Source organism: Paenibacillus sp. NPDC058898, from assembly GCF_049316025.1.
GTDB lineage: Bacteria > Bacillota > Bacilli > Paenibacillales > Paenibacillaceae > Paenibacillus_AQ.
On record NZ_JBMOSM010000007.1, the window covers coordinates 307,802 to 328,914 of the forward strand.

General features: G+C 47.8%; 22 protein-coding genes. 2 read left to right on the forward strand and 20 right to left on the reverse strand.

Going from position 1 to position 21,113, the window contains the following annotated elements; all coding sequences use genetic code 11:
• Window positions 1-8: 8 nt before the first annotated feature.
• The 5 genes from ACOZB4_RS20620 to metH form a co-directional block, all read right to left on the reverse strand.
• The gene (locus ACOZB4_RS20620; RefSeq protein ID WP_076321154.1) at window positions 9-857 is read right to left on the reverse strand and encodes a deoxyribonuclease IV; all 849 of its coding nucleotides are present in this window, start codon (window positions 855-857) and stop codon (window positions 9-11) included.
• A complete protein-coding gene (mutM, locus tag ACOZB4_RS20625) occupies window positions 847-1,665 on the reverse strand; it encodes a DNA-formamidopyrimidine glycosylase (protein WP_379407011.1) in 819 nt (272 codons plus the stop codon). The genes ACOZB4_RS20620 and mutM overlap by 11 nt, the downstream gene beginning before the upstream one ends.
• A 51-nt stretch (window positions 1,666-1,716) precedes the next feature.
• Complete coding sequence (locus ACOZB4_RS20630; RefSeq protein ID WP_379406934.1) at window positions 1,717-2,511, reverse strand: TIGR01457 family HAD-type hydrolase; 795 nt, start codon at window positions 2,509-2,511, stop codon at window positions 1,717-1,719.
• Window positions 2,512-2,881: 370 nt separating this feature from the next.
• Complete coding sequence (gene rnz, locus ACOZB4_RS20635; protein WP_379406933.1) at window positions 2,882-3,811, reverse strand: ribonuclease Z; 930 nt, start codon at window positions 3,809-3,811, stop codon at window positions 2,882-2,884.
• A gap of 86 nt (window positions 3,812-3,897) precedes the next feature.
• Entirely contained in the window at window positions 3,898-7,338 is a 3,441-nt protein-coding gene (gene metH, locus ACOZB4_RS20640) for a methionine synthase (protein WP_379406932.1), read from the reverse strand.
• A gap of 169 nt (window positions 7,339-7,507) precedes the next feature.
• Between metH and ACOZB4_RS20645 the strand changes: the two genes are divergently transcribed.
• Window positions 7,508-8,044 carry an acireductone dioxygenase gene (locus ACOZB4_RS20645; RefSeq protein ID WP_379406931.1) on the forward strand — a complete coding sequence of 179 codons (537 nt, stop codon included), beginning with the start codon at window positions 7,508-7,510 and terminating at the stop codon, window positions 8,042-8,044.
• Window positions 8,045-8,134: 90 nt separating this feature from the next.
• On the opposite strand, the gene ACOZB4_RS20650 is transcribed toward ACOZB4_RS20645, so the two are convergent.
• The 5 genes from ACOZB4_RS20650 to ACOZB4_RS20670 all read right to left on the reverse strand — a co-directional run bounded on the left by ACOZB4_RS20650 (window position 8,135) and on the right by ACOZB4_RS20670 (window position 11,177).
• A complete protein-coding gene (locus ACOZB4_RS20650) occupies window positions 8,135-8,539 on the reverse strand; it encodes a FixH family protein (protein WP_076321148.1) in 405 nt (134 codons plus the stop codon).
• A gap of 280 nt (window positions 8,540-8,819) precedes the next feature.
• Window positions 8,820-9,611, reverse strand: a complete 792-nt coding sequence (locus tag ACOZB4_RS20655; RefSeq protein ID WP_076321147.1) for an HAD family hydrolase — start codon at window positions 9,609-9,611, stop codon at window positions 8,820-8,822.
• 42 nt (window positions 9,612-9,653) lie between these two features.
• Window positions 9,654-10,178, reverse strand: a complete 525-nt coding sequence (locus ACOZB4_RS20660) for a hypothetical protein (RefSeq protein ID WP_076321146.1) — start codon at window positions 10,176-10,178, stop codon at window positions 9,654-9,656.
• A gap of 160 nt (window positions 10,179-10,338) precedes the next feature.
• A complete protein-coding gene (locus ACOZB4_RS20665) occupies window positions 10,339-10,545 on the reverse strand; it encodes a DUF896 domain-containing protein (RefSeq protein WP_076321145.1) in 207 nt (68 codons plus the stop codon).
• Window positions 10,546-10,808: 263 nt separating this feature from the next.
• Entirely contained in the window at window positions 10,809-11,177 is a 369-nt protein-coding gene (locus ACOZB4_RS20670; RefSeq protein WP_076321339.1) for a LysM peptidoglycan-binding domain-containing protein, read from the reverse strand.
• A gap of 175 nt (window positions 11,178-11,352) precedes the next feature.
• Here ACOZB4_RS20670 and lexA point away from each other — a divergent pair, with 175 nt between their 5' ends.
• A complete protein-coding gene (lexA, locus tag ACOZB4_RS20675) occupies window positions 11,353-11,979 on the forward strand; it encodes a transcriptional repressor LexA (protein ID WP_076321144.1) in 627 nt (208 codons plus the stop codon).
• 94 nt (window positions 11,980-12,073) lie between these two features.
• Here lexA and ACOZB4_RS20680 read toward each other — a convergent pair whose 3' ends face one another.
• The 10 genes from ACOZB4_RS20680 to ACOZB4_RS20725 form a co-directional block, all read right to left on the reverse strand.
• Window positions 12,074-12,862 (reverse strand): hypothetical protein, encoded by a 789-nt coding sequence (locus ACOZB4_RS20680; protein ID WP_379406929.1) that lies wholly within the window; start codon window positions 12,860-12,862, stop codon window positions 12,074-12,076.
• Complete coding sequence (locus tag ACOZB4_RS20685) at window positions 12,855-13,400, reverse strand: RNA polymerase sigma factor (RefSeq protein ID WP_379406928.1); 546 nt, start codon at window positions 13,398-13,400, stop codon at window positions 12,855-12,857. Before ACOZB4_RS20685 ends, ACOZB4_RS20680 begins: the two co-directional genes overlap by 8 nt.
• Window positions 13,401-13,692: 292 nt before the next feature.
• Window positions 13,693-13,962 carry a hypothetical protein gene (locus ACOZB4_RS20690; RefSeq protein ID WP_379406927.1) on the reverse strand — a complete coding sequence of 90 codons (270 nt, stop codon included), beginning with the start codon at window positions 13,960-13,962 and terminating at the stop codon, window positions 13,693-13,695.
• A gap of 156 nt (window positions 13,963-14,118) precedes the next feature.
• A complete protein-coding gene (gene glnA / locus ACOZB4_RS20695; RefSeq protein WP_339272365.1) occupies window positions 14,119-15,447 on the reverse strand; it encodes a type I glutamate--ammonia ligase in 1,329 nt (442 codons plus the stop codon).
• A 61-nt stretch (window positions 15,448-15,508) separates the two neighbouring features.
• Complete coding sequence (locus tag ACOZB4_RS20700) at window positions 15,509-15,919, reverse strand: MerR family transcriptional regulator (protein ID WP_076321140.1); 411 nt, start codon at window positions 15,917-15,919, stop codon at window positions 15,509-15,511.
• A gap of 82 nt (window positions 15,920-16,001) precedes the next feature.
• Window positions 16,002-17,255 (reverse strand): aminotransferase class I/II-fold pyridoxal phosphate-dependent enzyme, encoded by a 1,254-nt coding sequence (locus tag ACOZB4_RS20705; protein WP_379406926.1) that lies wholly within the window; start codon window positions 17,253-17,255, stop codon window positions 16,002-16,004.
• Window positions 17,256-17,398: 143 nt separating this feature from the next.
• A complete protein-coding gene (gene hflX / locus ACOZB4_RS20710) occupies window positions 17,399-18,691 on the reverse strand; it encodes a GTPase HflX (RefSeq protein WP_379406925.1) in 1,293 nt (430 codons plus the stop codon).
• 121 nt (window positions 18,692-18,812) lie between these two features.
• On the reverse strand, window positions 18,813-19,796 hold the full coding sequence (locus ACOZB4_RS20715; protein WP_076321137.1) for an AAA family ATPase: 984 nt from the start codon (window positions 19,794-19,796) through the stop codon (window positions 18,813-18,815).
• A gap of 81 nt (window positions 19,797-19,877) precedes the next feature.
• Window positions 19,878-20,531 (reverse strand): YdcF family protein, encoded by a 654-nt coding sequence (locus ACOZB4_RS20720; protein ID WP_379406924.1) that lies wholly within the window; start codon window positions 20,529-20,531, stop codon window positions 19,878-19,880.
• The gene (locus ACOZB4_RS20725; protein WP_071218240.1) at window positions 20,531-21,088 is read right to left on the reverse strand and encodes a DUF402 domain-containing protein; all 558 of its coding nucleotides are present in this window, start codon (window positions 21,086-21,088) and stop codon (window positions 20,531-20,533) included. Before ACOZB4_RS20725 ends, ACOZB4_RS20720 begins: the two co-directional genes overlap by 1 nt.
• Window positions 21,089-21,113 lie beyond the last annotated feature (25 nt).

Consider the following 21,113-nt stretch of genomic DNA (forward strand, 5'->3'; position numbering starts at 1 on the left):
TCCCTTAATCAGGACCAGGACAGCACCTTAGCGATGTCTTCCCGATGTGTGCCGTCAGCCCCTTTTTCACTTTCCAGAACAAATGCCTTGCCCGCAAGTTCCGGTGCCAGCACCAAACGCTTCAAGGCTTCTGTGCCTATCATACCTTGTCCGATGCGGGCGTGGCGATCTTTCCTTGAACCGGCCCCATATTTCGAATCGTTCAGATGAACGGCAACGGTGGATTCCCAATAGGCTAGCTCCTTGCCTCTGGCAAGGAGCTCATCCGTATTCGAAATGTCCCAGCCTCCGGCAGCAAACAAGTGGCAGGTATCCAGGCAAAAGCCTATTTTTTCCGGATCATCAGCAAGCTGTCTAACCTTTACACTCTCTTCAAGCGTCATCCCCATGGACCCATGGTCTCCCGCCTGATTCTCGATCAGCAGCTTGGCCCTTCCCGTCCAGGAAGCCAACACATCATTCAAACAGCGAATAATATTCTGATACCCTTCAAGGATATCCTGGCTCTTGAGATGCCCAAAATGAACCACAATACCCAGCGATCCGCAAGCCTCGGCAATCATGAGATCATTCTTAAGGGAATCTACGGTCAACTGGTAAAACTCTTCTCCCCGCGTTAAGCCAACCGCCATATTCGTCGGATATGGTGTGTGCGCGATCGAAACGAGTCCTTGTTCCTGACAAAACTTTGAGCATGCAGCGGCATTGCGGACATCCGGCGTCTTCAAATGAAGACTGCGCGGATTTTTCGGGAAATACTGATAGGCGAGTGAACCGATGCCGGCTGCGTGCTGAGCTGCTGCGAGAAATCCGCCTCGTGTGCTGACATGACTTCCAATCCGGACTTTAGACTTCATGCTGACAATTTGGACAAAAGAACACTTTGCGCGAGGTATGCTCCGCCTTCACGATCGGCGTGCCACAGCGAACACAGGGCTCTCCTTCGCGATCGTAAACTTTACACTCGTCGTTATAAGCTCCCGTCAGAGTATCCCCTTCCTGAAACGGCATTTCCATATATCCTCCGCCATCCGTCGCCTCGTGCATCACTTTAACGGCACTCTCGTATAACTGCTCTAAAGACTGCTCCGATAAATCCTGAATTTTGGATAGCGGGTGAATGTGAGCATCAAAGGCAATCTCATCCGCATAACAGTTGCCAATTCCGGCGACAACCTGCTGATTAACCAGCGTTGTTTTTAAAGCGCCCCGCCGTTTTCCAATCCGTTCAACGAAGCGCGCTTTGGTCATTCGCCGATCCAGAAGTTCAGGACCAAGCTCTTTAAGCGCATTTTCCGTTTCTCTGGCTGTTAAGAAATGCAAGTAACCCAGACGCAAACCGATAAAATACAGCACCTGTTCACCAAATGTGATCTCGACCTGGGTCGACCTTGAGGGACGCTCCTCATCCCTATGCCCTAAATACAAAATGCCGCCCAGCATGAGGTGAAGCAGCAATCTGCCTCCGTTATGCAGATGGAATATGAGGTATTTGCCTCTACGCTCCACAAAAATGACCTTGCTTCCCTTTAACTCGGAAGTAAATTCGTCAACCGTCACATTCAGTGATTTTTCACGGTTCACGACAACATTCGTGATCGGCACATTCAAAATGCTCTGCGATAACAATCTTCGGTAATTTTCCATTTCCGGCAGTTCCGGCATCATTCATCTTCCCTTTCGTCAATCACAAAAGTTAATGTACACTTTCGCTCATTATGAGCACAGCAGGTTTATCACTTCTCTCAAATCTCGGCAAATAAAGTCCGGTGTGACACCCGTGGCTTCCATATGTGCCTCCATATTCAGATCGGTCGTGATTCCGGTCATAACGAGCACCGTCTTACAGCCGGCATGCGCGCCGGCCGCGATATCCGTACGTATATTATCTCCAATTACATAAGTGTCCTCCGGGGCCAAACCGAGACGATCCGAAGCAAATTCCATTAAAATCGAGGACGGCTTTCCGATGACCGTCGGTTTCACTCCGGAAGCGGCTTCGATCGCAGCACCCAGCGAACCTGCACCTGGCATCAAGCCGGTATCTGATGGAAGCTGCAAATCCGAATTGGTCAATATCGACACGGCTCCCTCCTGAATCCAGCGAACGGCACGGGTTAACTTCTCGTAATCGAACGAACGGTCGATTCCTTGAATCACATATTTAGGGGACTGCTCCACGATATTTAGACCCGCAGACAAGAGGGCTTCACGGAGCCCCACTTCTCCCAGCATCGCCACTTTGGCACCCGGTGACTTCTCCGCGATATATTTAGCTGCAGCCAAGGAAGAGGTGCAGACTTCCTCCGGCAAGGCAGGTATCCCCATCTCCATCAGATGCGCCGCAACCTGCTCGGGTGTTCGTGATGAATTATTCGTTACATACAGAAACGGAATCTGCAATTCCTTCAGCCGTTCGATAAGAAGGTCTGCCCCCTCAATTCGATAACGGCCATGATAAAGCGTTCCATCCAGGTCAATCAGTAATCCTTTTGGTTTTGGTTTTTCCATGAATTGATAGCACCTTCTTTATTTCTTTCCTTCACGCCATAAATGATTCATCGGCTAAAGTATGAGCTTTCTCGGCATCGCTGTGATCGTCATTCATCGTCATATATCGGTATAATATGTATAACCTCGGTTCATACACTACCCTGAAGCATACTTACGTAGAAACCCCAGTTAGTATTATTGTAAAGAAGGCTACTTCCGGTTGCAAGGCTCATGGCTAGTACTTCAGCCCGGTAGCTAATCAGTCGAAAGAAATCGAAGAGTGTCCAAGCATTAATGATTATCAACCGGTTTGTCATTTCCTGCGCTTTCCCGGAAAATAATTCACTCCATCACTCGATATTTCCCTGTAAATAGCAGCTCTATTGGCTTATGATTTGCGCTGGATTGGGTACAATCCGAAATCCTCTGCCAAGCGTGTATTCTCAAAAATCTCCTGCGCTTCCTTGAGCAGCGGCTGCAAATGCTCCATATCCTTATACCGGGAGCTAAAATGGGTCAGGAACAGCGTTCTTACTCCAGCCCGTTTCGCTGCTTCCGCCGCCTGTTTAGCCGTACTGTGATAGTATTCGTGCGCGAGCTCCGACAGATCCTCCATGAAAGTGGCTTCATGGACCAAAAGATCGGCGTCTTTGGCCAGAGTCTCCACTCCAGGGCATGGCCTTGTATCCCCGAGGATCGTGACCACTCTCCCTTTTTTCGGTGTCAGGAGCACCTCAGAGGCATGAATCCATCGGCCGTCGCCGAGTTCTACGCTTTCCCCTCTTTTCAGTTTGCCATAAAGCGGCCCTGGCTTAAGTCCATAGTCCGCCAACCGTTTCAGGTCCAGGCTGCCGGGAAGATCCTTCTCCACGATACGGTAGCCATAACTCTCGGCCCTGTGATCCAGCTTTGCCGATTCCACGAGGAAGTTATCGTCCTCAAACAGCACGCCTCCGGTATGTTCAATGACCTCCATCGTATAAGGAACGCGCGATTGGCTAATATTCAGCGTAGTTTCAATGAAGGTCTTAATACCAGGGGGACCATATATCGTCAGGGGTGAAGTTACCCCTTGGGCACCACGACTGGACAGCAAACCCGGTAAACCGAATACATGATCACCATGCATATGGGTGATGAATACCTTTTCAAGCTTGGACAGCTTGAGCGGGGACTTCAATATTTGATGCTGCGTACCTTCTCCACAATCAAACAGCCACAAACTTCTTCGTTCTTCCAGCATACGCAGTGCAATCGAAGTTACGTTACGCTGCAGCGTAGGAACCCCCGCATTTGTTCCTAGAAAATAGAGTTCCATCCCTCTTCTCCCCTTTCGGTTGTAAACCGGAGAAATCCCCCGAAACATTCGGAGGATTTCAAACCGGCTGTACCGGTATTCAAATGTTAAGCTTTATCTACGTTAAAATAATGAGCTTCCGGATGACTGAACACCATGGCGGATACCGATGCCTCAGGTTCCATCATGAAACCTTCGGTAAGATGAACGCCAATATCTTCTGGCTGCATCAATTTAAATAACGGTTCCTGATCCTCCAGATCCGGGCAGGCCGGATACCCGAAAGATACGCGAATGCCTTGGTATCTCGCACCCAAGCGCTGTTTCATCGTCATGTCTGCCGGATCGGGGTATCCCCACGAATCCCGCATCATATGGTGAATCCGCTCCGCCAGCCCTTCTGCCGTTTCCAGTGCGACCGATTGAAGTGCGTGGGAGCGCAAATAGTCACCCTTGTCCTTCCATTCCCCGGACAATTTTCCGACGCCATGGCCGGCTGTAACGACAAGGAACCCAACGTAATCCATAACCCCGCTATCTACGGATTTCAGGAAATCCGCCAAGCACAGGTACGGCTCAACCTGTTGTCTTGGAAACGTAAAGGTATGCAATACTTTTGTTGTATCTTTTGGATCGTATATTAGAATATCATTTCCTCTTGACTGTGCCGGGAAGAAACGGTACATTGCATGCGCCTGGATGATCCCGGATTGAACGGCCTCTTCCAGAATACCATCAACGGTTTCCTTAAGCGATACCGCCTTCGGGTCATTGGCTTTCAGCAGCTGTTCCACCGAGCCTTTCAGACCTAAATGATGTCCTAACAGCATCTGCATGTTGATATAAGGCAGAATATGCGAAATCGGATAATTCCGGAGCACATGCCGCTCCATATCCGGCGGTAAATATACAGGAGCATCGGTCGAAATTTTGGATCGCAGTCCTTCTGACAGCTTCGGCATCACTTTAACCACTTGCGGAGCGGCAGCATCAGCTTCCTGCTCTGCCTTAATCTCTTCCGCTATTCTCGTCCGCTGCACCGGATCGCTGAGCTGGTTGGCCAACGCAAGACCATCCATGGCGTCCTTGGCATAGAGCACCATGCCGTCATACTCTGGACGAATGCGGGTCTTCGTGAATTTCCGTGTCAGAGCCGCCCCGCCTACCATGATCGGAACACTAATGCCCGCGTTTTTCAAATCCTGGGCGGTGGATACCATCTGTTGGGCCGACTTCACCAGCAAACCGGACAAGCCGATAGCATCAGGCTGCTCACGGCGGTATGCCTCGATAATTTGCTCCGGTGGTACTTTTATACCCAAATTAATGATTTGATAACCATTGTTGGACAAGATGATCTCCACCAGATTTTTACCGATATCATGCACGTCCCCCTTCACGGTGGCAAGCATGATTTTCCCTTTGACCGACGACTCGTTTTTCTCCATAAAGGATTCCAGATACGCTACGGATGCCTTCATTACTTCGGCACTTTGCAGCACCTCTGCGACAATCAGTTCGTTGTTGTTGAACAAGCGTCCAACCTCAGTCATCCCGGCCATCAATGGTCCATTAATGATCTCGAGCGCGCCGTATTTGGTCAATGCTATATCTAAGTCCGGAATGAGGCCTTCCTTAGAACCTTCCACTACATAGGATGCTAGTCGCTCCTCGAGTGTCAGATTGGATACCTTAACCTTCTTCTCTATCTTTTTATCCCGGAATGCCGCGACAAAAGCCGCCAACGTCTCATCATTGGTTCTGTATATCAGATCCTCGGCTAGGCGACGCTCTTCTTCTGGGATCGAGGCATAACGCTCCAGCTTCTCGGTATTTACGATTGCGTAGTCCAATCCGGCTTTTGTGCACTCATACAGATACACGGAGTTCAGGACTTCACGGCCCGCTTCCGGCAATCCGAAGGAAACGTTACTGATTCCGAGAATCGTATGCACTTTTGGCATGGCTTCTTTTATTATGCGGATGCCTTCAATCGTTTCCTTGGCTGATCCGATATACTGCTCGTCCCCTGTACCTACCGGGAATACAAGCGTGTCGAAAATAATGTCCTCCGGCGAAACGCCATATTTGTTGACCAACAGATCATAAGAACGCTGGGCCACCTTCAGCTTGTCGTCACGATGGATTGCCTGACCGGTCTCATCAATGGTTCCTACGACAACCGCGGCACCGTATTTATGCACCAACGGGATCACATGCTCAAATTTCTCTTCACCGTCTTCAAGGTTAATCGAGTTAATAATCGCTTTCCCTTGCGAATATTGCAGCGCCAGGTCAATAACAGCCGGATCCGTGGTATCGATCATGAGCGGCACTTTAACCTTTTTAACTACTAGCTCCAGGAACTTAATCATGTCTTCCGATTCTTCACGATCCGGATCCTGTACGCAAACATCAATGACATGCGCGCCATTCTTGACCTGGGCACGAGCGATCTCGGAGGCTTCCTCATATTTACCTTCTACAATTAAACGCTTAAACTTTCTGGAACCCAGAACATTCGTTCTCTCCCCTACCATATAAGGTCGGTTTTCCTGCTCAATATATACCGGCTCGATACCGGATAATGCCGGCAAATGCCCACCATCCAGCGGTCGCGGGGAGAAGCCATCCATCGTTTGTTTTAGAGCGCGAATATGGTCGGGTGTTGTCCCACAGCATCCGCCGGCGATGTTGAGCCAGCCTTTTTCAGCAAAAGCCCCCATCTTTTGAGCCAACGATTCAGGGGATTCATGGTACTGCCCGTTCTCGTCTGGGAGACCCGCGTTAGGATAACAGCTGATGGCACTTCTCGACATTTCGGATAAGGAGCGAATATGGTCACGCATGAATTCCGGGCCCGTTGCACAGTTAAGGCCTATCGATACGGGATTCAGATGCTCCAAAGAAATGTAGAATGCTTCTATATTTTGTCCAGCCAGCGTCGTTCCCATCGGTTCAATCGTACCGGATATCATAATTGGAAGCGTGACGCCCGTTTTATCAAACGCTTGGCGAATCCCAATGCTCCCGGCCTTCACATTTAATGTATCCTGCGATGTTTCGAGCAGAAGCGCATCAACCCCGCCTTCAATCAAAGCAACGGCTTGCTCCTCGTAGCTCTCGATCAATTCGGCAAAGGTCACACCACCGGTAACCGATAACGTCTTGGTTGTCGGACCCATGGCTCCTACCACATAACGCGGGCTGTCCGGCGTGGAATATTTTTCAACCGCAACGCGGGCCAAGTGAGCCGCTTTCAGGTTGATTTCCCGGGCAAGCTCAGGAATATCGTATTCAGCAAGCACAACGGAGGTTGCGCCAAACGTATTGGTTTCGATCAGGTCAGCACCTGCTTCAAGATATTGTTCATGTATTTTTTGAATGACATCCGGTCGATGAATGACCAGCATTTCATTACAGCCATCAAGGTCCGGGCCGCCAAAATCTTCAGCTGAGAGGTCCTCCTGCTGGATCATTGTGCCCATGGCACCATCAAGAATTAATATTCGTTCTTTAAGTACTTCTTGTAAGCTAGGCTTGTTCAACTCATAAACCTCCCCCGAAAACGTTAAATCTTAGTGTATCAGAATATTTTTCAATAGAAAAGCCGAAATATTGCGTTGCAATGGGTACAAATCAACATTTGCAGATGACAAATGCTGTGAGGGGGGCTATAATACATATTAATCCAACGGGAGAAAGAGGGTTAAAGCTATGGCAGAGATTGTGATTCGCAACACGAACGAACGCATTACTGGAGAAGAAAATGTTCGGGAATTCCTGAGTAACCAAGAGGTTGTTTACGAGCACTGGAATATGGAAAAACTCCCGGCAGCGCTTCAAGAAAATTTCAAGCTTAGTGATGACGATAAGAAGCGCATTTTGGACATCTATGATGAAGAAATTCGTGACTTGGCTGCAAGACGCGGCTACAAAATTTGGGATGTCATCACACTTTCCGATTCCACGCCCAATATCGAGGACCTGCTGAAAAAATTCGAAGAGGTTCACACCCACGCGGAAGATGAAATCCGTGCGATTGTCGGCGGTAAAGGAATCTTCATTATTAAGGGCTCCGACGATGTCGGTTACTTTAATGTTGAGCTTGAGCCAGGCGATGTCATTTCCGTACCGGAAAATACACCTCACTTCTTCACATTGATGGAGAACAAGCAGATCATCGCTGTTCGTCTTTTCATTGAAGAGAACGGCTGGGTTGCTACACCGGTAGAAGATCCTCAATTCCAATAAGCCTGCTGGCAGATTGAATAGGAAGACGAAATAAGGCAGCACATCGATCCGCCTTGCGGACCATGTGCTGCCTTATTTATTAGCGATGCTTTACTCCGTTACCTTCAGTTCCTTCAACGGCATGGAATGCTGTCCTCTCGCCGTGACATGGGAAACGATGCGATAGGTTCCAGCCTCATCGAAGGTTTTCTCCATTTTGTAAACCCCGTCTTGATCATGCTTAACCGGTACCTTCGCCTGAACGCCTCCGCCTTCCAGCGTGACTTCAAATTCCACATTGTTCGCATCTTCCACCGGACTGCCTGCTTGCGTCACCTTCGCTTCGATCAGCACCTTCTCGCCAGCCTTAATACTCTCCGGCGTCAGAGACAGCTCGACTATGATGGGTTCCGCCATCACATCTTCTCCGGATTCCGCTTTGCTGTCATTACATGCGGCAAGCGCAACCGCCATCAGCACCATGGCTGCAAGTAAGGCTATCTTTTTTCGGGTCATGCTCTACACCTCTTTTACAAAATAGGGCTATGTATGGTTCATTCAAGTAATGGTCATTACCAAACCTCGTTAAGTTACCTAATCCATTATATCGCATTATTCTTTTACTTCTATCTCATGCAGCTTACAATTGTGTGACGTTTATCATTGCCAAATGCACGGCTCAAGTCCGAGCGTGTAACCAACAAAAAACAGCCCATAACCGCAGAATCTGCTGTTAGGGCTGTTCCTATGTACGTTTACGCACCCATTATTCGGGTGTGAGTCTTCATTGCGTAGTTTACAAGGATGCGACGATGGCATGCAGCTCCGATAAATGTTTGATCTCAAACTTCGGTTGAATGGACGGATCGTGAGGTCGGTTTACCCGATTGATCCAAACTGTATGCAGTCCTGCAGCATTTCCGCCTTTAATGTCCGTGGTCAGCTTATCTCCCACCATCACGGCTTGATCCGCCTCAACACCTAACAAGTCAAGAGCATGCTGGAAGATGGAAACATCCGGCTTCCCTTTGCCAAAATCACCGGAGATGATGATATGATCAAAATAAGGAACCAGTTCTGGAACACCGTCCAGCTTCTCCTGCTGCAGATCCGGACTTCCGTTCGTGAGAAGCAGCAGCTTTACATTTCCCTGTAATTCCTTCAGAACTTCAAACGTTTCTTCATATACATAGGGTCTTGTTCTGCGTTCAGCAGCGAATTGTGCAGCCAACGTTTCGGCCAATGTTTCATGATCAACGCCCAGGCGCTGAAGTCCGCGTCGCCATGATTCCTTGCGGTATACGGGTGCCAGCTCCTGCAGCTTTCTGAATTCAGGCTGCGATCCAGCCGTGAAGTTAGCCCACAAGCCTTCGAAAGGGTTAATTCCGATCATTTTGGTAAAAGCAAAAGTATCATATGATTCATATAATGCTCTAGCTTCTTCCCGTACTGCGGCCAAAAGTGCTTTGGCATCTATGCCGGTCTCGTTCGCTCCGGCCTGGCATGTCACTTCAAACGCTTCTTCCACACTACGTTCATCCCACAATAACGTGTCGTCCAAATCAAACAAAACTGCAGCTATCGGCATGTCTCTCCCACTCCTCATATACACTGTGATCTATTCTATTTGTTAATTATGCTCTACTGGAATTTGATGAGTTTTTGCGAACTCTTCTAATCTTTCGCCCATCGCTTTCGTATCATAAAGATTCATCATACGCGAGAATACCCAGTTGCCTGCTTTCCCCTTGCCCTGGATCACGACGGAACCCGAAGCCAATTTGATCTTCTCGATATCCGATACAGCCAGTCGACGTTCCCGATTGAACTTCATGGTGGATACGGAAGCACGCTCAATCTTCAAATAAGGCTTGCGTAAGAAAATCATAAGCGCTAACAGAATGTACAAGCTGACACCTACCCAGTTCAGTACATCGTTACTTCCACCTGCAGCCTCGGACGTCGCCGTTCCAAGAAGTGCATACACACCAGCCAATGCAACAAGCACTAACGGAAGTACATATTTACGTCCCTTAAATACATCATGCTTATCAGTAACGGCAGAGCCTTGGTACGAGGTCAGCCCCTGCTTCTTACGCTGCTTGTTGAGCTGTGACATATTTTTGTTGACTTTTCTTTCCCATGATCGTGACATATGGTTCCCCCTGGATTAAATTTCAATATATTACCAATCCATATAAACTTGGGGTAACCGTATTCGATTCCCGCGAATAATCGGCACCCCAAGTATTATAATTCTATCCTACTATCTGGTCATGAATCACTGGTTGTAGATCCATGTTCCAGTTGATCGACTAATGCTTTAATCGCGGGCCGCCTTTTTGTTCATTTTCATCAACCCATTCGATCGATTCCAGCTGTTGTCTAAAGTTACCTCGAATATTATTAAGGTATATTTCCCGAAGCTCTGCCCGTTCCTTGAGCTCTTCCGCGGTCAATCCCTCACTTTTCTGTTTTCTTGCTAGCACATTGATGCGTTCAACCAAAGTATCGATGTCCATGACTTCTCCTCCAATTCCGATATCATGTATAACTTAAACATGTGAAAAAGAGCTTGTCAAGGCAACTGCACCTTGCAAACTCTGATTAATAACAAATATGAACATATGATGCCTATAAATGGGTCCGCTATGTTAAGAAATCAATAATCTTCTATTATAAACACGCTTATACTACGTGAAATCACATCGTCAGACAAGCCTACAAATATGAAGCGAGAAATAGGGACATATATAAGGAAAGAGTTTCTCGTAGTGTCATCCCATTACCAGACCGGTAAAGACAACACCTCTCCTGCCTGTATATCCGGACCCTTCAATCCATTCATTCTTCGGATGCTATCCAGGTATACTCGCGTATCCATATCTGTCGGTTTATGAAGGGAAGCAATCCGCCACAAACTATCGCCATATTGAACAATAACCTGCTTCTCCCCCGTGGGTTTATCCATCCCCCCGGCAAAAACGGAATATGCTCCTGTCCAACAGGATGCTACGATTAACAGAACGAATAAAAGCTTTATAAAAGGAATGGATGCCATTCTCGACTTCAATTGATCGATCCAAGTCTCCGAGGACTTCGTTTGCACTGGAACGTTCTCATAAATGCTACGGTATGTACTGTATTTCAACATGGAATCATCATCTCCCAAACAAGTGTTCTCTTATGAATTTATATTAACACGAACACTTGTTTGATTCAATACCAAAAAGAACATTTGTTCTATTTTTATTTAGAACTTATGTTTGTACGAACGGAAGTTCTATGTTATAATTTTCCCAAACGTTACTAAATGGGGTTGATACGGCATGTCGAAAATATCCAGCCGCCAGCTGGCGATCTTAGAGTTTATCCGCAACGAAGTTCGTAGCAAGGGTTACCCGCCTTCTGTGCGGGAAATCGGCGAGGCTGTCGGACTAGCTTCCAGTTCAACGGTCCATGGACATCTTGACCGCTTGGAGAAGAAAGGCCTCATTCGCCGTGACCCTACGAAACCAAGAGCAATCGAACTGCTTGGCCAAGAAGAGTCCGAAAGCGCAAGCCTGTTTACTCACACCATTGCCAGAGTGCCTGTTGTCGGAAAAGTCACTGCAGGTGTTCCTATTACAGCCATGGAGAACATTGAGGATTACTTCCCACTCCCACAGCATTATGTAGGCGACGATAAGGTGTTCATGTTGTCGGTTATTGGTGACAGTATGATCGAAGCCGGCATTCACAGCGGCGACTATGTCATTGTTCGCCAGCAGCAAACTGCAGACAATGGCGACATTGTCGTAGCGATGACAGAGGAAGACGAAGCAACTGTGAAGACCTTCTATAAGGAGAAGGATCACGTACGATTGCAACCGGAGAATCCTACCTACGAGCCACTGCGCCTGAACCATGTTACGATTCTCGGTAAAGTAATCGGACTCTTCCGGGATGTCCACTAATTTCATATATCTATCTATGAAGAATAGGTTACCTCCCTTAATTGGATGGTAACCTCTTTGCTTTTTCTATATAGATCACGAATCTGTATCATAGCTAGTTTGCCTGCTCCATAATGCCTTGTTTAAGATCTAGTCGATACATCCGTTTGGGTTTATAATCCGGCGAACCTTCCCCACCCGGCCCCTCCGTGGACTCTAGAACAAGCTTATTATCTTTAACCATGGGAGTAGTACCTGGTCTATAATATGAAAAGTAGGATACCAAGGATTCATCCTGAAATCGGAGCTGGACGGCTTTACCCGTTTCATGCTCCACTGCGAACGCATAGATTTGTATACCATGACAGTCCCTATATTGCGGTGCGAGTATAAATACATCGGCAGCTTGAAACGGCAGACGAATCATATCAACCGGAGCAGATGTTGGTTGAATAAAAGTAAGATCCCACAGCGTAGTTACTTCATTTGTAACTTGGTTAGTACTATACTGTACGCTGTAGTTTCCGGTAAACGACATATCCGTTTCGATACCGAAGCAGCTCGGTGCTCCCAATGTCGTTATTTTTTCCTGTCCAACTGCAATAACCCTTAACCCTCCTTCATCCGTTACGCCTTGTGCCCGGATTGTCTCTTCCGTACCAGGAGGTAAAGTCCCTGCTCTCTGTTGTTCCTCTCTGCCAAAAGGTAATTGAAAGGCAATTAAAATAATCAGAAGCATTAACCCTCCAGCAAATCCAACTTGTAAGTGCTTTCGACGTTTAGGCTTGCTGTCGGTGAAAATCACGGACCTATGCACGTTTTTTTTCATTTCAGATGTGAACTTTTCATCTGAAAAGGGAGCTTTTTTAGCCCGGGAATACCAGTCTGGTTTATCCTCATTCATCGCCATTCTCCTTCAACAGGTTCTGTACTTTTTTCCTTGCCCGATACAGTCTTGATTTTACGGTACCCGCCGCTAGGTTAAGAAACTCCGCAATCTGATTTATTGACATCTCATAGTAAAAATCCAGGATCAACACCTCCCTGAACTTTCTGGGTAAGGTCATAATCATGGCCCATATTTCATTGGTATACTGCCCATCCAAATACTCTGCTTCCGCCGAGCGGCTTGAGGCATCTATGAGCAGCTTGTCCTTGAGGGTCACTTTCCGAAAGAAAAAAGTCTGTTTATATCGAAACGCGGTATGTCTTGTAATTGTAAGCAGCCACGTTTTTAGCGTCGCCCGACCGCGAAAGGTATGTATGCCAAAATAAGCTTTAATAAACACCTCTTGAGCAATATCGTCAGCCAGTGCTTGCTGTTTGGTCAGAAAATAAGCGTAATTCCAGATATCATTTCCGTATAAGTTCATGATTTTATCCAGTGTCTGTGTGTCCATCACCGTCATCTGCTTCAAGTATTCCAGCTCCAACCGATTCACCTCGTCTAATTAGAGTCATGGAAGTGAGCAAAGGTTCCCTTTTTTCGAAAAATAAAAAAAGAATCTTCCCTTTTATGGAGGGCGATTCTGTATTAGCTGCATTCCTGAACGGTTCTCCAAAATCATAATCCAAAATCTATTGCCATTACTACTAAACTAACGGAGCCTCATCCCAGGCCTGTTTAAATTGAGAACCAAATCTTCGAATGGATTCTATGTCGGCGGTTAACTGAAAATCCTGTTCCGATCCGTAAAAATGCAACTGATAGATTCCTTCTTGTTCCTTTGGCTCTCAGCTCAGCTGGTATAAATGTTTTTCGAAAGACATAAATAAACCATCTAATTTAAAACCATTTAAATACTCAAGCGGAAATTCAGCAGTTACCGAAATATAATTCCGGATTGTCAAATTCGTCCACCCAAAATTCAAATCATAAATGATTCGGTTAGCCTGAAAAAACTTAAAATTGATCTGGCATCCTTCATCCTCACCAGGAATACGAGATATAAACGCGAACACTGCCCGAGTTCCCTTCTCTTCATGGTCACTTAGAGTTGCCATTTACGGGCCTCCTTCGTTGTTCCACTTACCACAGCAGCATTTCCCCTACTCCACTAACTTTATATGAAACCTGACTAATATTCCATATGCCTGTTTGATCATATTCATTGGAAAAACAAAAACCCCTCACGCCTTACGGCGCAAGGGATTCCTCTATTAATACATCGTGATGTACTGATCGCGTTCCCACTGGTGAACTTGCGTGCGGTACATGTCCCATTCGATTTCTTTCAGCTCGTAGAAGTGAGCCAGCGCATGATCCCCGAGCGCGTCGGAAATGACTTCGCTGCGAATCAACTCGTTAATGGCTTCTTTCAGGTTTGCCGGCAAGCTAGGGATGCCTTCCTCAATACGCTCTTCTTCCGTCATCACATAGATGTTACGGTCGATTGGAGACGGGAGCGACAGCTCGCGCTTCACGCCATCCAAACCTGCTTTCAGCATGACAGCCAGAGCCAGATACGGGTTAGCCGCCGGATCCGGATTACGCACTTCAATACGCGTGCTAAGGCCACGGGATGCAGGAATTCGAATCATTGGGCTGCGGTTACTTGCAGACCATGCTACGTAGCAAGGTGCTTCGTAACCAGGCACGAGACGCTTGTACGAGTTCACCGTTGGGTTCGTGATCGCAGCAAACGCGCGTGCATGCTTAAGAATACCCGCCATATAGTTACGAGCCGTTACGCTCAAGCCAAGCTCATCACTCTCGTCGACAAACGCGTTCTCGCTTCCTTTGAAGAGCGATTGGTTACAGTGCATACCAGAGCCGTTCACGCCGAATAGCGGTTTTGGCATAAATGTTGCAATCAGTCCATGCTGACGAGCAATCGTCTTAACTACCAATTTAAATGTTTGAATCTGGTCAGCTGCTTTGATCGCATCGGCATACTTGAAGTCGATTTCGTGCTGGCCAGGAGCAACTTCATGGTGAGAAGCTTCGATTTCAAAGCCCATCTCTTCCAGTGTCAGTACGATATCGCGGCGGCAGTTCTCGCCGAGATCCGTAGGCGCAAGGTCAAAGTATCCGCCTTGGTCATTAAGCTCCAGGGTAGGGTTGCCTTTTTCATCGGTTTTGAACAGGAAGAATTCTGGCTCCGGACCGACATTCATAGAAGTGAAGCCCATCTCTTCAGCTTCTTTCAGCGCTCTCTTCAGAATGCCGCGCGGATCTCCTGCGAACTGAGTGCCGTCAGGCATGTAGACATCGCAGATCAAGCGTGCAACACGATCCTCGGATACCCATGGAAAGATCATAAAGGTATCCAGATCCGGGTACAGATACATATCGGATTCTTCAATACGTACATAACCTTCGATGGACGAACCGTCGAACATCATTTTATTATCAAGCGCTTTAGGCAGCTGGCTTACAGGAATCTCAACATTTTTAATCGTTCCAAGCAAATCTGTAAATTGCAAGCGGATAAATCGAACATTTTCTTCTTTGGCAATACGTAGAATGTCCTCTCTGGTATAACTCACTTTATCCTCTCCTTTTTAAATAAAAAACTAGAATTAATGAAGAATTACAGCATGGCAATCCTTATTTATTAAAAAACCGGGATAATTCCCCTTGAATCAATGAAACCTGACCCGGTCTTCTAGCGGTAATCAATTCCTGCTTCAGCAAACGTCGCAACTGGGACTCCGACATCTCACGTCGTCTGTTCTCGGTATCAGGAGTAATGACAGTAGCCTCTTCAGACTCTTTCGTGACAGGGTTCATTACCTGCTTAATGCCGGCGATATTAACACCTTTTTCAATCAAAGCCTTAATCTCTAGCAGTCGCTCCACATCATTGAAGGAAAACAGGCGTTGGTTGCCCGACGTACGGGCTGGGACAATTAAGTTATGCTGCTCATAATAGCGAATTTGTCTGGCGGATAAATCCGTAAGCTTCATAACAATGCCTATCGGAAATAATGCCATATTCCTCCGAATCTCATCACCCATATCTCATCAACCTTCCAAGTGGTCTATTCTGATCCTATTGTACATTTCCTGATCAACCACGTCAACCGCATGTAAGGATAACTCACAACAAATTACGATCTTTCATGCTTTGGAGGGCCATAAGCACACCATATTTAACATGAGAGTAGGTCAAGCCGCCTTGCATATACCCGATATAAGGTGATCGGATCGGCGCATCCGCGGATAATTCGAGGCTTCCTCCCTGGATGAACGTACCTGCCGCCATGATTACGGGATGTTCATATCCAGGCATATCCCAAGGCTCAGGCACCACATGACTGTCGACTGCCGCCGCCCGCTGAATCCCCTGTACAAAAGCGATCAGATGATCCGCTCCGGTAAACGATACGGCCTGAATCAAATCGGTCCGCTCATCCTCCCAGCCCGGCTTGGTTGTGAACCCCACTGCCTCAAACATCGCGGCGGCATAAATGCTGCCCTTGACCGCTTGTCCAACCGTGGATGGTGCCAGGAATAATCCCTGATAAATGCCTCTGGTCGTTCCCAGCATAGCCCCTACTTCACGTCCGATGCCGGGAGCAGTCAGCCGATAGGCTGCCTTATCCACATAGGCCGCTTTACCGCATATGTAACCGCCGGTTTCGGCAATGCCGCCGCCAGGGTTTTTGATAAGCGACCCCGCCATCAGATCAACGCCAACCTCCGTCGGTTCCAATCGCTCCGTAAACTCACCGTAACAGTTATCAACGAAAATAATCAAATCCGGGCGAATGGACCGAATCCGGTTTACCATGTCACCAATCTGGGATACCGTGAACGAAGAACGCCAATCATATCCACGGGAACGCTGGATACCAATAACCTTGGTTGAAGACGTGATTGCCTTCTCTACCCGCTCCCAATCGACTTCCCCTTGTTCTGTTAGCGCAGCCTCCTGATAACCAATTCCAAAATCTCGAAGGGATCCGCTGCCGTCCCCGGGTTCGCCAATCACTTTATGGAGGGTGTCATAGGGACGACCCGAAATATACAACAGCTCATCTCCCGGTCTTAACACACCAAACAGTGCGGTTGAGATCGTATGGGTACCGGAAGCAAAATGCGGCCTGACCAGGGCAGATTCGGCTCCAAATACGTCTGCGTAGACTTCATCCAGCACTTCACGGCCGCGATCATTGTATGCATACCCGGTGGAAGCCGCAAAATGAAAATCACTCACCTGAAACTTCTGGAAAGCATCGATCACCTTCCACTGATTAAAATCAACGATATTATCGATCTCCCGTAAACGCTGTCCGATTTTGGACTCAATCTCACTGCTCAATTCAAGTATATCTTGCGAAAATCTTGCCATGACCAACTGCTCTCTCCTCTTTTACACATGATGTCTCACATCTTAACACATATTTTTATTTCATAGAACTCGCAATGCTTGAGCACCCTGAACACGCAATATAAGCCCCATACAGGGGCTTACACTACGATTCCTATTGGTACCTAAGATCCGTTCTGGACGTAATCATGGAGCAAGTAACCCATTTTCTCATAATCCGCTTTATTGATTCGCACCTCATAGAGGATATCATTCTCATCAAAAGACTGCTTCAGCACGTCTCCGACACGGTATACAACCGAGTTCAGATCGCCGCGGTCTGCCGGAATCCGGAACGTCACGTTCCCTCCGGACAGCTGGTCCTGAATCGCTTCACGAACCATTTCCAAATCCTGATCTTGATACGCACTAATCTTTAATTGACCATCCCCTGTAGGCAGCATCTCCAGCTGATCCGGTTCACATGCGTCCTTCTTGTTAAACAGAACGATCTGCGGTTTATCCGCCGCCCCCAGATCCTGAAGTATGGATTGAACGACAGCCATCTGTTCGTCCCGCATCGGGGACGAAGCATCTACGACATGAAGAATCAGATCGGCTTCGTTGGCTTCTTCCAGCGTAGCACGGAACGCAGCTACCAGATCATGAGGAAGGTTCTGTATAAATCCAACGGTATCCGTTAGCACAACTTCCTTGCCGCTAGGCAGCTCCAACACACGCGAAGTGGGGTCCAGCGTAGCAAATAATTGATCTTGGATATAAACATCTGCGGCCGTTAACCGGTTTAACAATGTTGACTTGCCGGCATTGGTATAACCGACTAGAGCAACCTGTACGGCACCGCTCTTCTTCCGCCGCTCCCGATGGAGCGTACGATGCCGAGTAACTTCATCCAGCTGCCGCTTCAGGTCGCTGATTCTGTCACGAATATGCCGGCGGTCGGTTTCGAGTTTACTTTCCCCTGGTCCACGTGTCCCGATCCCCGCCCCGAGCCTGGACAGATTCTTACCATGTCCCGACAACCGCGGGAGCAAATAAGTAAGCTGTGCTAACTCCACCTGGATAATCCCCTCACGGGTCTTCGCACGTTGAGCGAAAATATCCAGTATCAATTGAGTACGGTCGATAATTTTCACATCGAGTGATTCTTCCAGATTTCGAACTTGCGCGCCGGATAATTCCTGATCAAATATGGCTGTTGTTGCGCCCAACCCATCAATCGCCATGCGCAGCTCTTCGACCTTCCCTTTGCCGATAAACCACTTGGAATCCGGAACTTCGCGATTCTGCGTAATGACATCCAGCACCTCCACTCCAGCGGTTTCAGCTAGCTGAACCAGCTCCTGCAGCGAGTGTTCCGGATTAATTCCTGTACGTTTAACTGCATCCGTCACCAAACTGACCAAAACGGCTTTATCTTCGATCTCTGTCCGGGTATCATGCGTTATATTTGTCATATAGCCAACTCCTTCTAACATTACGTCTCCTAATTTAACTAACCGCTGCTGCCTGCAATAAACATTATGATCCAAAGAAAGCAGCGTTACCCCTTCATTATGTTCGAAGACAAGCTTAAAATCATTGTATTTTTCCGTTTAACTTAAAGTCCTCCGGCCGCAGGGTCATAAGCTCAAGCTTGCCGGGGTTTCCGGTTACGTACTGATTTAGCAGCCGAACCGATTGATTCCTTATCGATTTCTCGATGACATTCCGTACATAACGCGCATTACTGAAGGCGTGCAGTCCATGATCCTTCTCCATCTGCAGGTGTTCCTTGAGCTTGCTCAGCGACTGCGGCATCAAGATATAATCCCTCTCCTTTGCCATCAGCTCCGAAATCTGGATCAATTGATCCAAATTGTAATCCGGGAAGTCCATCTGGATCGGAAAACGGGAATACAGGCCGGGATTCGAATCCATAAAAAAATCAATCTCATCGCTATAGCCTGCCAGAATAAGAATGAACTGGTTTTTATGATCCTCCATCGCCTTAACCAGCGTATCGATCGCTTCCTTGCCAAAATCCTTCTCACCGCCGCGCGCCAAACTGTAAGCCTCATCGATGAACAGAATTCCTCCAAGCGCTTTTTTGACCAATTCTCTGGTCTTTTGTGCCGTGTGACCGATATATTCACCTACGAGATCGGCCCGTTCCACTTCGACTAGATGACCCTTATTAAGCACGCCCATCTTCTGAAACAGCTTTGCCACGATACGGGCGACTGTGGTTTTCCCAGTTCCGGGGTTTCCTTTAAAAATCATATGGTACACATGACCGCCACTTAATAAGCCTGCTTCCAAACGCATCTGGGCCACTTGAAGCAATGCATAGATTTCAAATACCAGGTCTTTGATTTGTTCGAGACCTACCAGTTGATCCAGCTCTTTCTGTATTTCCTGGAATAGACTGTGCTGGGAAACAGGGTTTGGCGAAGGGGCCGGTTCGCGTTCCGGAACCGCACTGCTGATGAGTGGAGGTTCCGCGCTGCGGAGCACGACATTAATCTGCCTGGATGGCCGTCCTTCAGATCGGCCGTTAGCGGCCGTTACACGCCCGTTCATTGCTCCTCACCTCTTTACCAAAGGGCTGACTATCTATTCCAATGTATTCTATTTACAGCCTGCTTATTAGAAGTTTCGTCCTCATAGGACACCCATGGCGATCAACAGCCGATCAGCCGTCCATTTCGTATAAGCCAGCACTTCTCTAGACTTGTGTTTAGCCATCGGCAAAACGGTAGATTCCGTCAGCGACATAGAAGGATGATCGTAACCAAGGGTTGTTGCAACCTCCATCGTTCTCGTCCCGTGATAGTCATGGGTTATTATAATGGCGGTGTTCCACCCATGCTCCTCCATAATCGCTTGGCTGAAGAGCAAATTCTCGTAAGTGCTCGTTGCTTCGTTCTCCAGGAAGATCCGTTCCTCCGGTACGCCCGCGTCAACCAAGAAATTTCGCATTCCTTCGGCTTCGGTATATGGATACCCCGGCTTATCGAGGCCGCCAGAAACGATGAAGGTATCAAAACGGCCTGCATGGTATTCAACTAGCGCATGCTCGAGCCGCTCGCGAAGCCCCGGACTTGGCTGATCTCCCCACATGGAAGCGCCCAGGATAATGCCGACATCCGCTTTCTCCGACGGACTGCTGACGGCACTTTCGATCTTCCAATATGCATAACCTGACCATAGCACTCCAAGAACAACGAGAGAGAGCAGGGTAATCATCCCTCGCCGATACCATGCTCTCTTCTTCGTGCCTGTTTGAGACAGACTCTTATGTATTTCCTGACGCATTATTTCTTCCTCCTGAACTCTCCATTATGGAATAACTGGTCGCGGTGCTTCAGAGACATCATAAAGTAAGGGAATTCATGCGCGTCAATGGCCCGAAGCAGATTCCGTGCGGTCACCTTGGCCAGCCTGTAATCATCCCGGGTAATGTCATTCCGCCCTAGGGCATCCTCAAGCTCATCTTCATCCAGCAAGAACACTTCACCGTTCTTGACGACCACAACGTCCAAATACAGATCGTCAAACCAAGGAACACCCTGATCGGTTACCCCCTGTTTCTTGCAAATATCGATGTACCATTGAACAATATTTCGTTTGTCATCAAACATGGCGGTCACGATGAAATGGCTGTCCTTCGGATAATACTGCAGCCATGAATAGCCTTTGTCCGCGATTCGGTAAGTATGACGGCCATACGTCTTCCATAACGGTTCTTTCAGGCCATATATGGTATATAACGTGAGATACCCTGTAAACTGCTCACATTCCACATACCGGGAAGTGAAGTGCCGGCGGGTGATGCGGCGCCAATTCGCCCGATCTCCGAATTTACGTTTCATGGAACTTTTCCTCCCCATTCGTATT

What these genes read in the sequence shown, in the direction of transcription:
- lexA (WP_076321144.1), top strand. Translation starts at nt 11,353, where the DNA reads ATGTCGAAAATATCCAGCCGCCAGCTGGCGATCTTAGAGTTTATCCGC.
- ACOZB4_RS20690 (WP_379406927.1), bottom strand. Translation starts at nt 13,962, where the DNA reads ATGGCAACTCTAAGTGACCATGAAGAGAAGGGAACTCGGGCAGTGTTC.
- ACOZB4_RS20665 (WP_076321145.1), bottom strand. Translation starts at nt 10,545, where the DNA reads ATGGACATCGATACTTTGGTTGAACGCATCAATGTGCTAGCAAGAAAA.
- ACOZB4_RS20655 (WP_076321147.1), bottom strand. Translation starts at nt 9,611, where the DNA reads ATGCCGATAGCTGCAGTTTTGTTTGATTTGGACGACACGTTATTGTGG.
- ACOZB4_RS20725 (WP_071218240.1), bottom strand. Translation starts at nt 21,088, where the DNA reads ATGAAACGTAAATTCGGAGATCGGGCGAATTGGCGCCGCATCACCCGC.
- ACOZB4_RS20705 (WP_379406926.1), bottom strand. Translation starts at nt 17,255, where the DNA reads ATGGCAAGATTTTCGCAAGATATACTTGAATTGAGCAGTGAGATTGAG.
- ACOZB4_RS20660 (WP_076321146.1), bottom strand. Translation starts at nt 10,178, where the DNA reads ATGTCACGATCATGGGAAAGAAAAGTCAACAAAAATATGTCACAGCTC.
- ACOZB4_RS20670 (WP_076321339.1), bottom strand. Translation starts at nt 11,177, where the DNA reads ATGTTGAAATACAGTACATACCGTAGCATTTATGAGAACGTTCCAGTG.
- hflX (WP_379406925.1), bottom strand. Translation starts at nt 18,691, where the DNA reads ATGACAAATATAACGCATGATACCCGGACAGAGATCGAAGATAAAGCC.
- ACOZB4_RS20620 (WP_076321154.1), bottom strand. Translation starts at nt 857, where the DNA reads ATGAAGTCTAAAGTCCGGATTGGAAGTCATGTCAGCACACGAGGCGGA.
- ACOZB4_RS20680 (WP_379406929.1), bottom strand. Translation starts at nt 12,862, where the DNA reads ATGAATGAGGATAAACCAGACTGGTATTCCCGGGCTAAAAAAGCTCCC.
- rnz (WP_379406933.1), bottom strand. Translation starts at nt 3,811, where the DNA reads ATGGAACTCTATTTTCTAGGAACAAATGCGGGGGTTCCTACGCTGCAG.
- ACOZB4_RS20715 (WP_076321137.1), bottom strand. Translation starts at nt 19,796, where the DNA reads ATGAACGGGCGTGTAACGGCCGCTAACGGCCGATCTGAAGGACGGCCA.
- ACOZB4_RS20650 (WP_076321148.1), bottom strand. Translation starts at nt 8,539, where the DNA reads ATGACCCGAAAAAAGATAGCCTTACTTGCAGCCATGGTGCTGATGGCG.
- mutM (WP_379407011.1), bottom strand. Translation starts at nt 1,665, where the DNA reads ATGCCGGAACTGCCGGAAATGGAAAATTACCGAAGATTGTTATCGCAG.
- ACOZB4_RS20630 (WP_379406934.1), bottom strand. Translation starts at nt 2,511, where the DNA reads ATGGAAAAACCAAAACCAAAAGGATTACTGATTGACCTGGATGGAACG.
- ACOZB4_RS20700 (WP_076321140.1), bottom strand. Translation starts at nt 15,919, where the DNA reads ATGGGTGATGAGATTCGGAGGAATATGGCATTATTTCCGATAGGCATT.
- ACOZB4_RS20645 (WP_379406931.1), top strand. Translation starts at nt 7,508, where the DNA reads ATGGCAGAGATTGTGATTCGCAACACGAACGAACGCATTACTGGAGAA.
- ACOZB4_RS20720 (WP_379406924.1), bottom strand. Translation starts at nt 20,531, where the DNA reads ATGCGTCAGGAAATACATAAGAGTCTGTCTCAAACAGGCACGAAGAAG.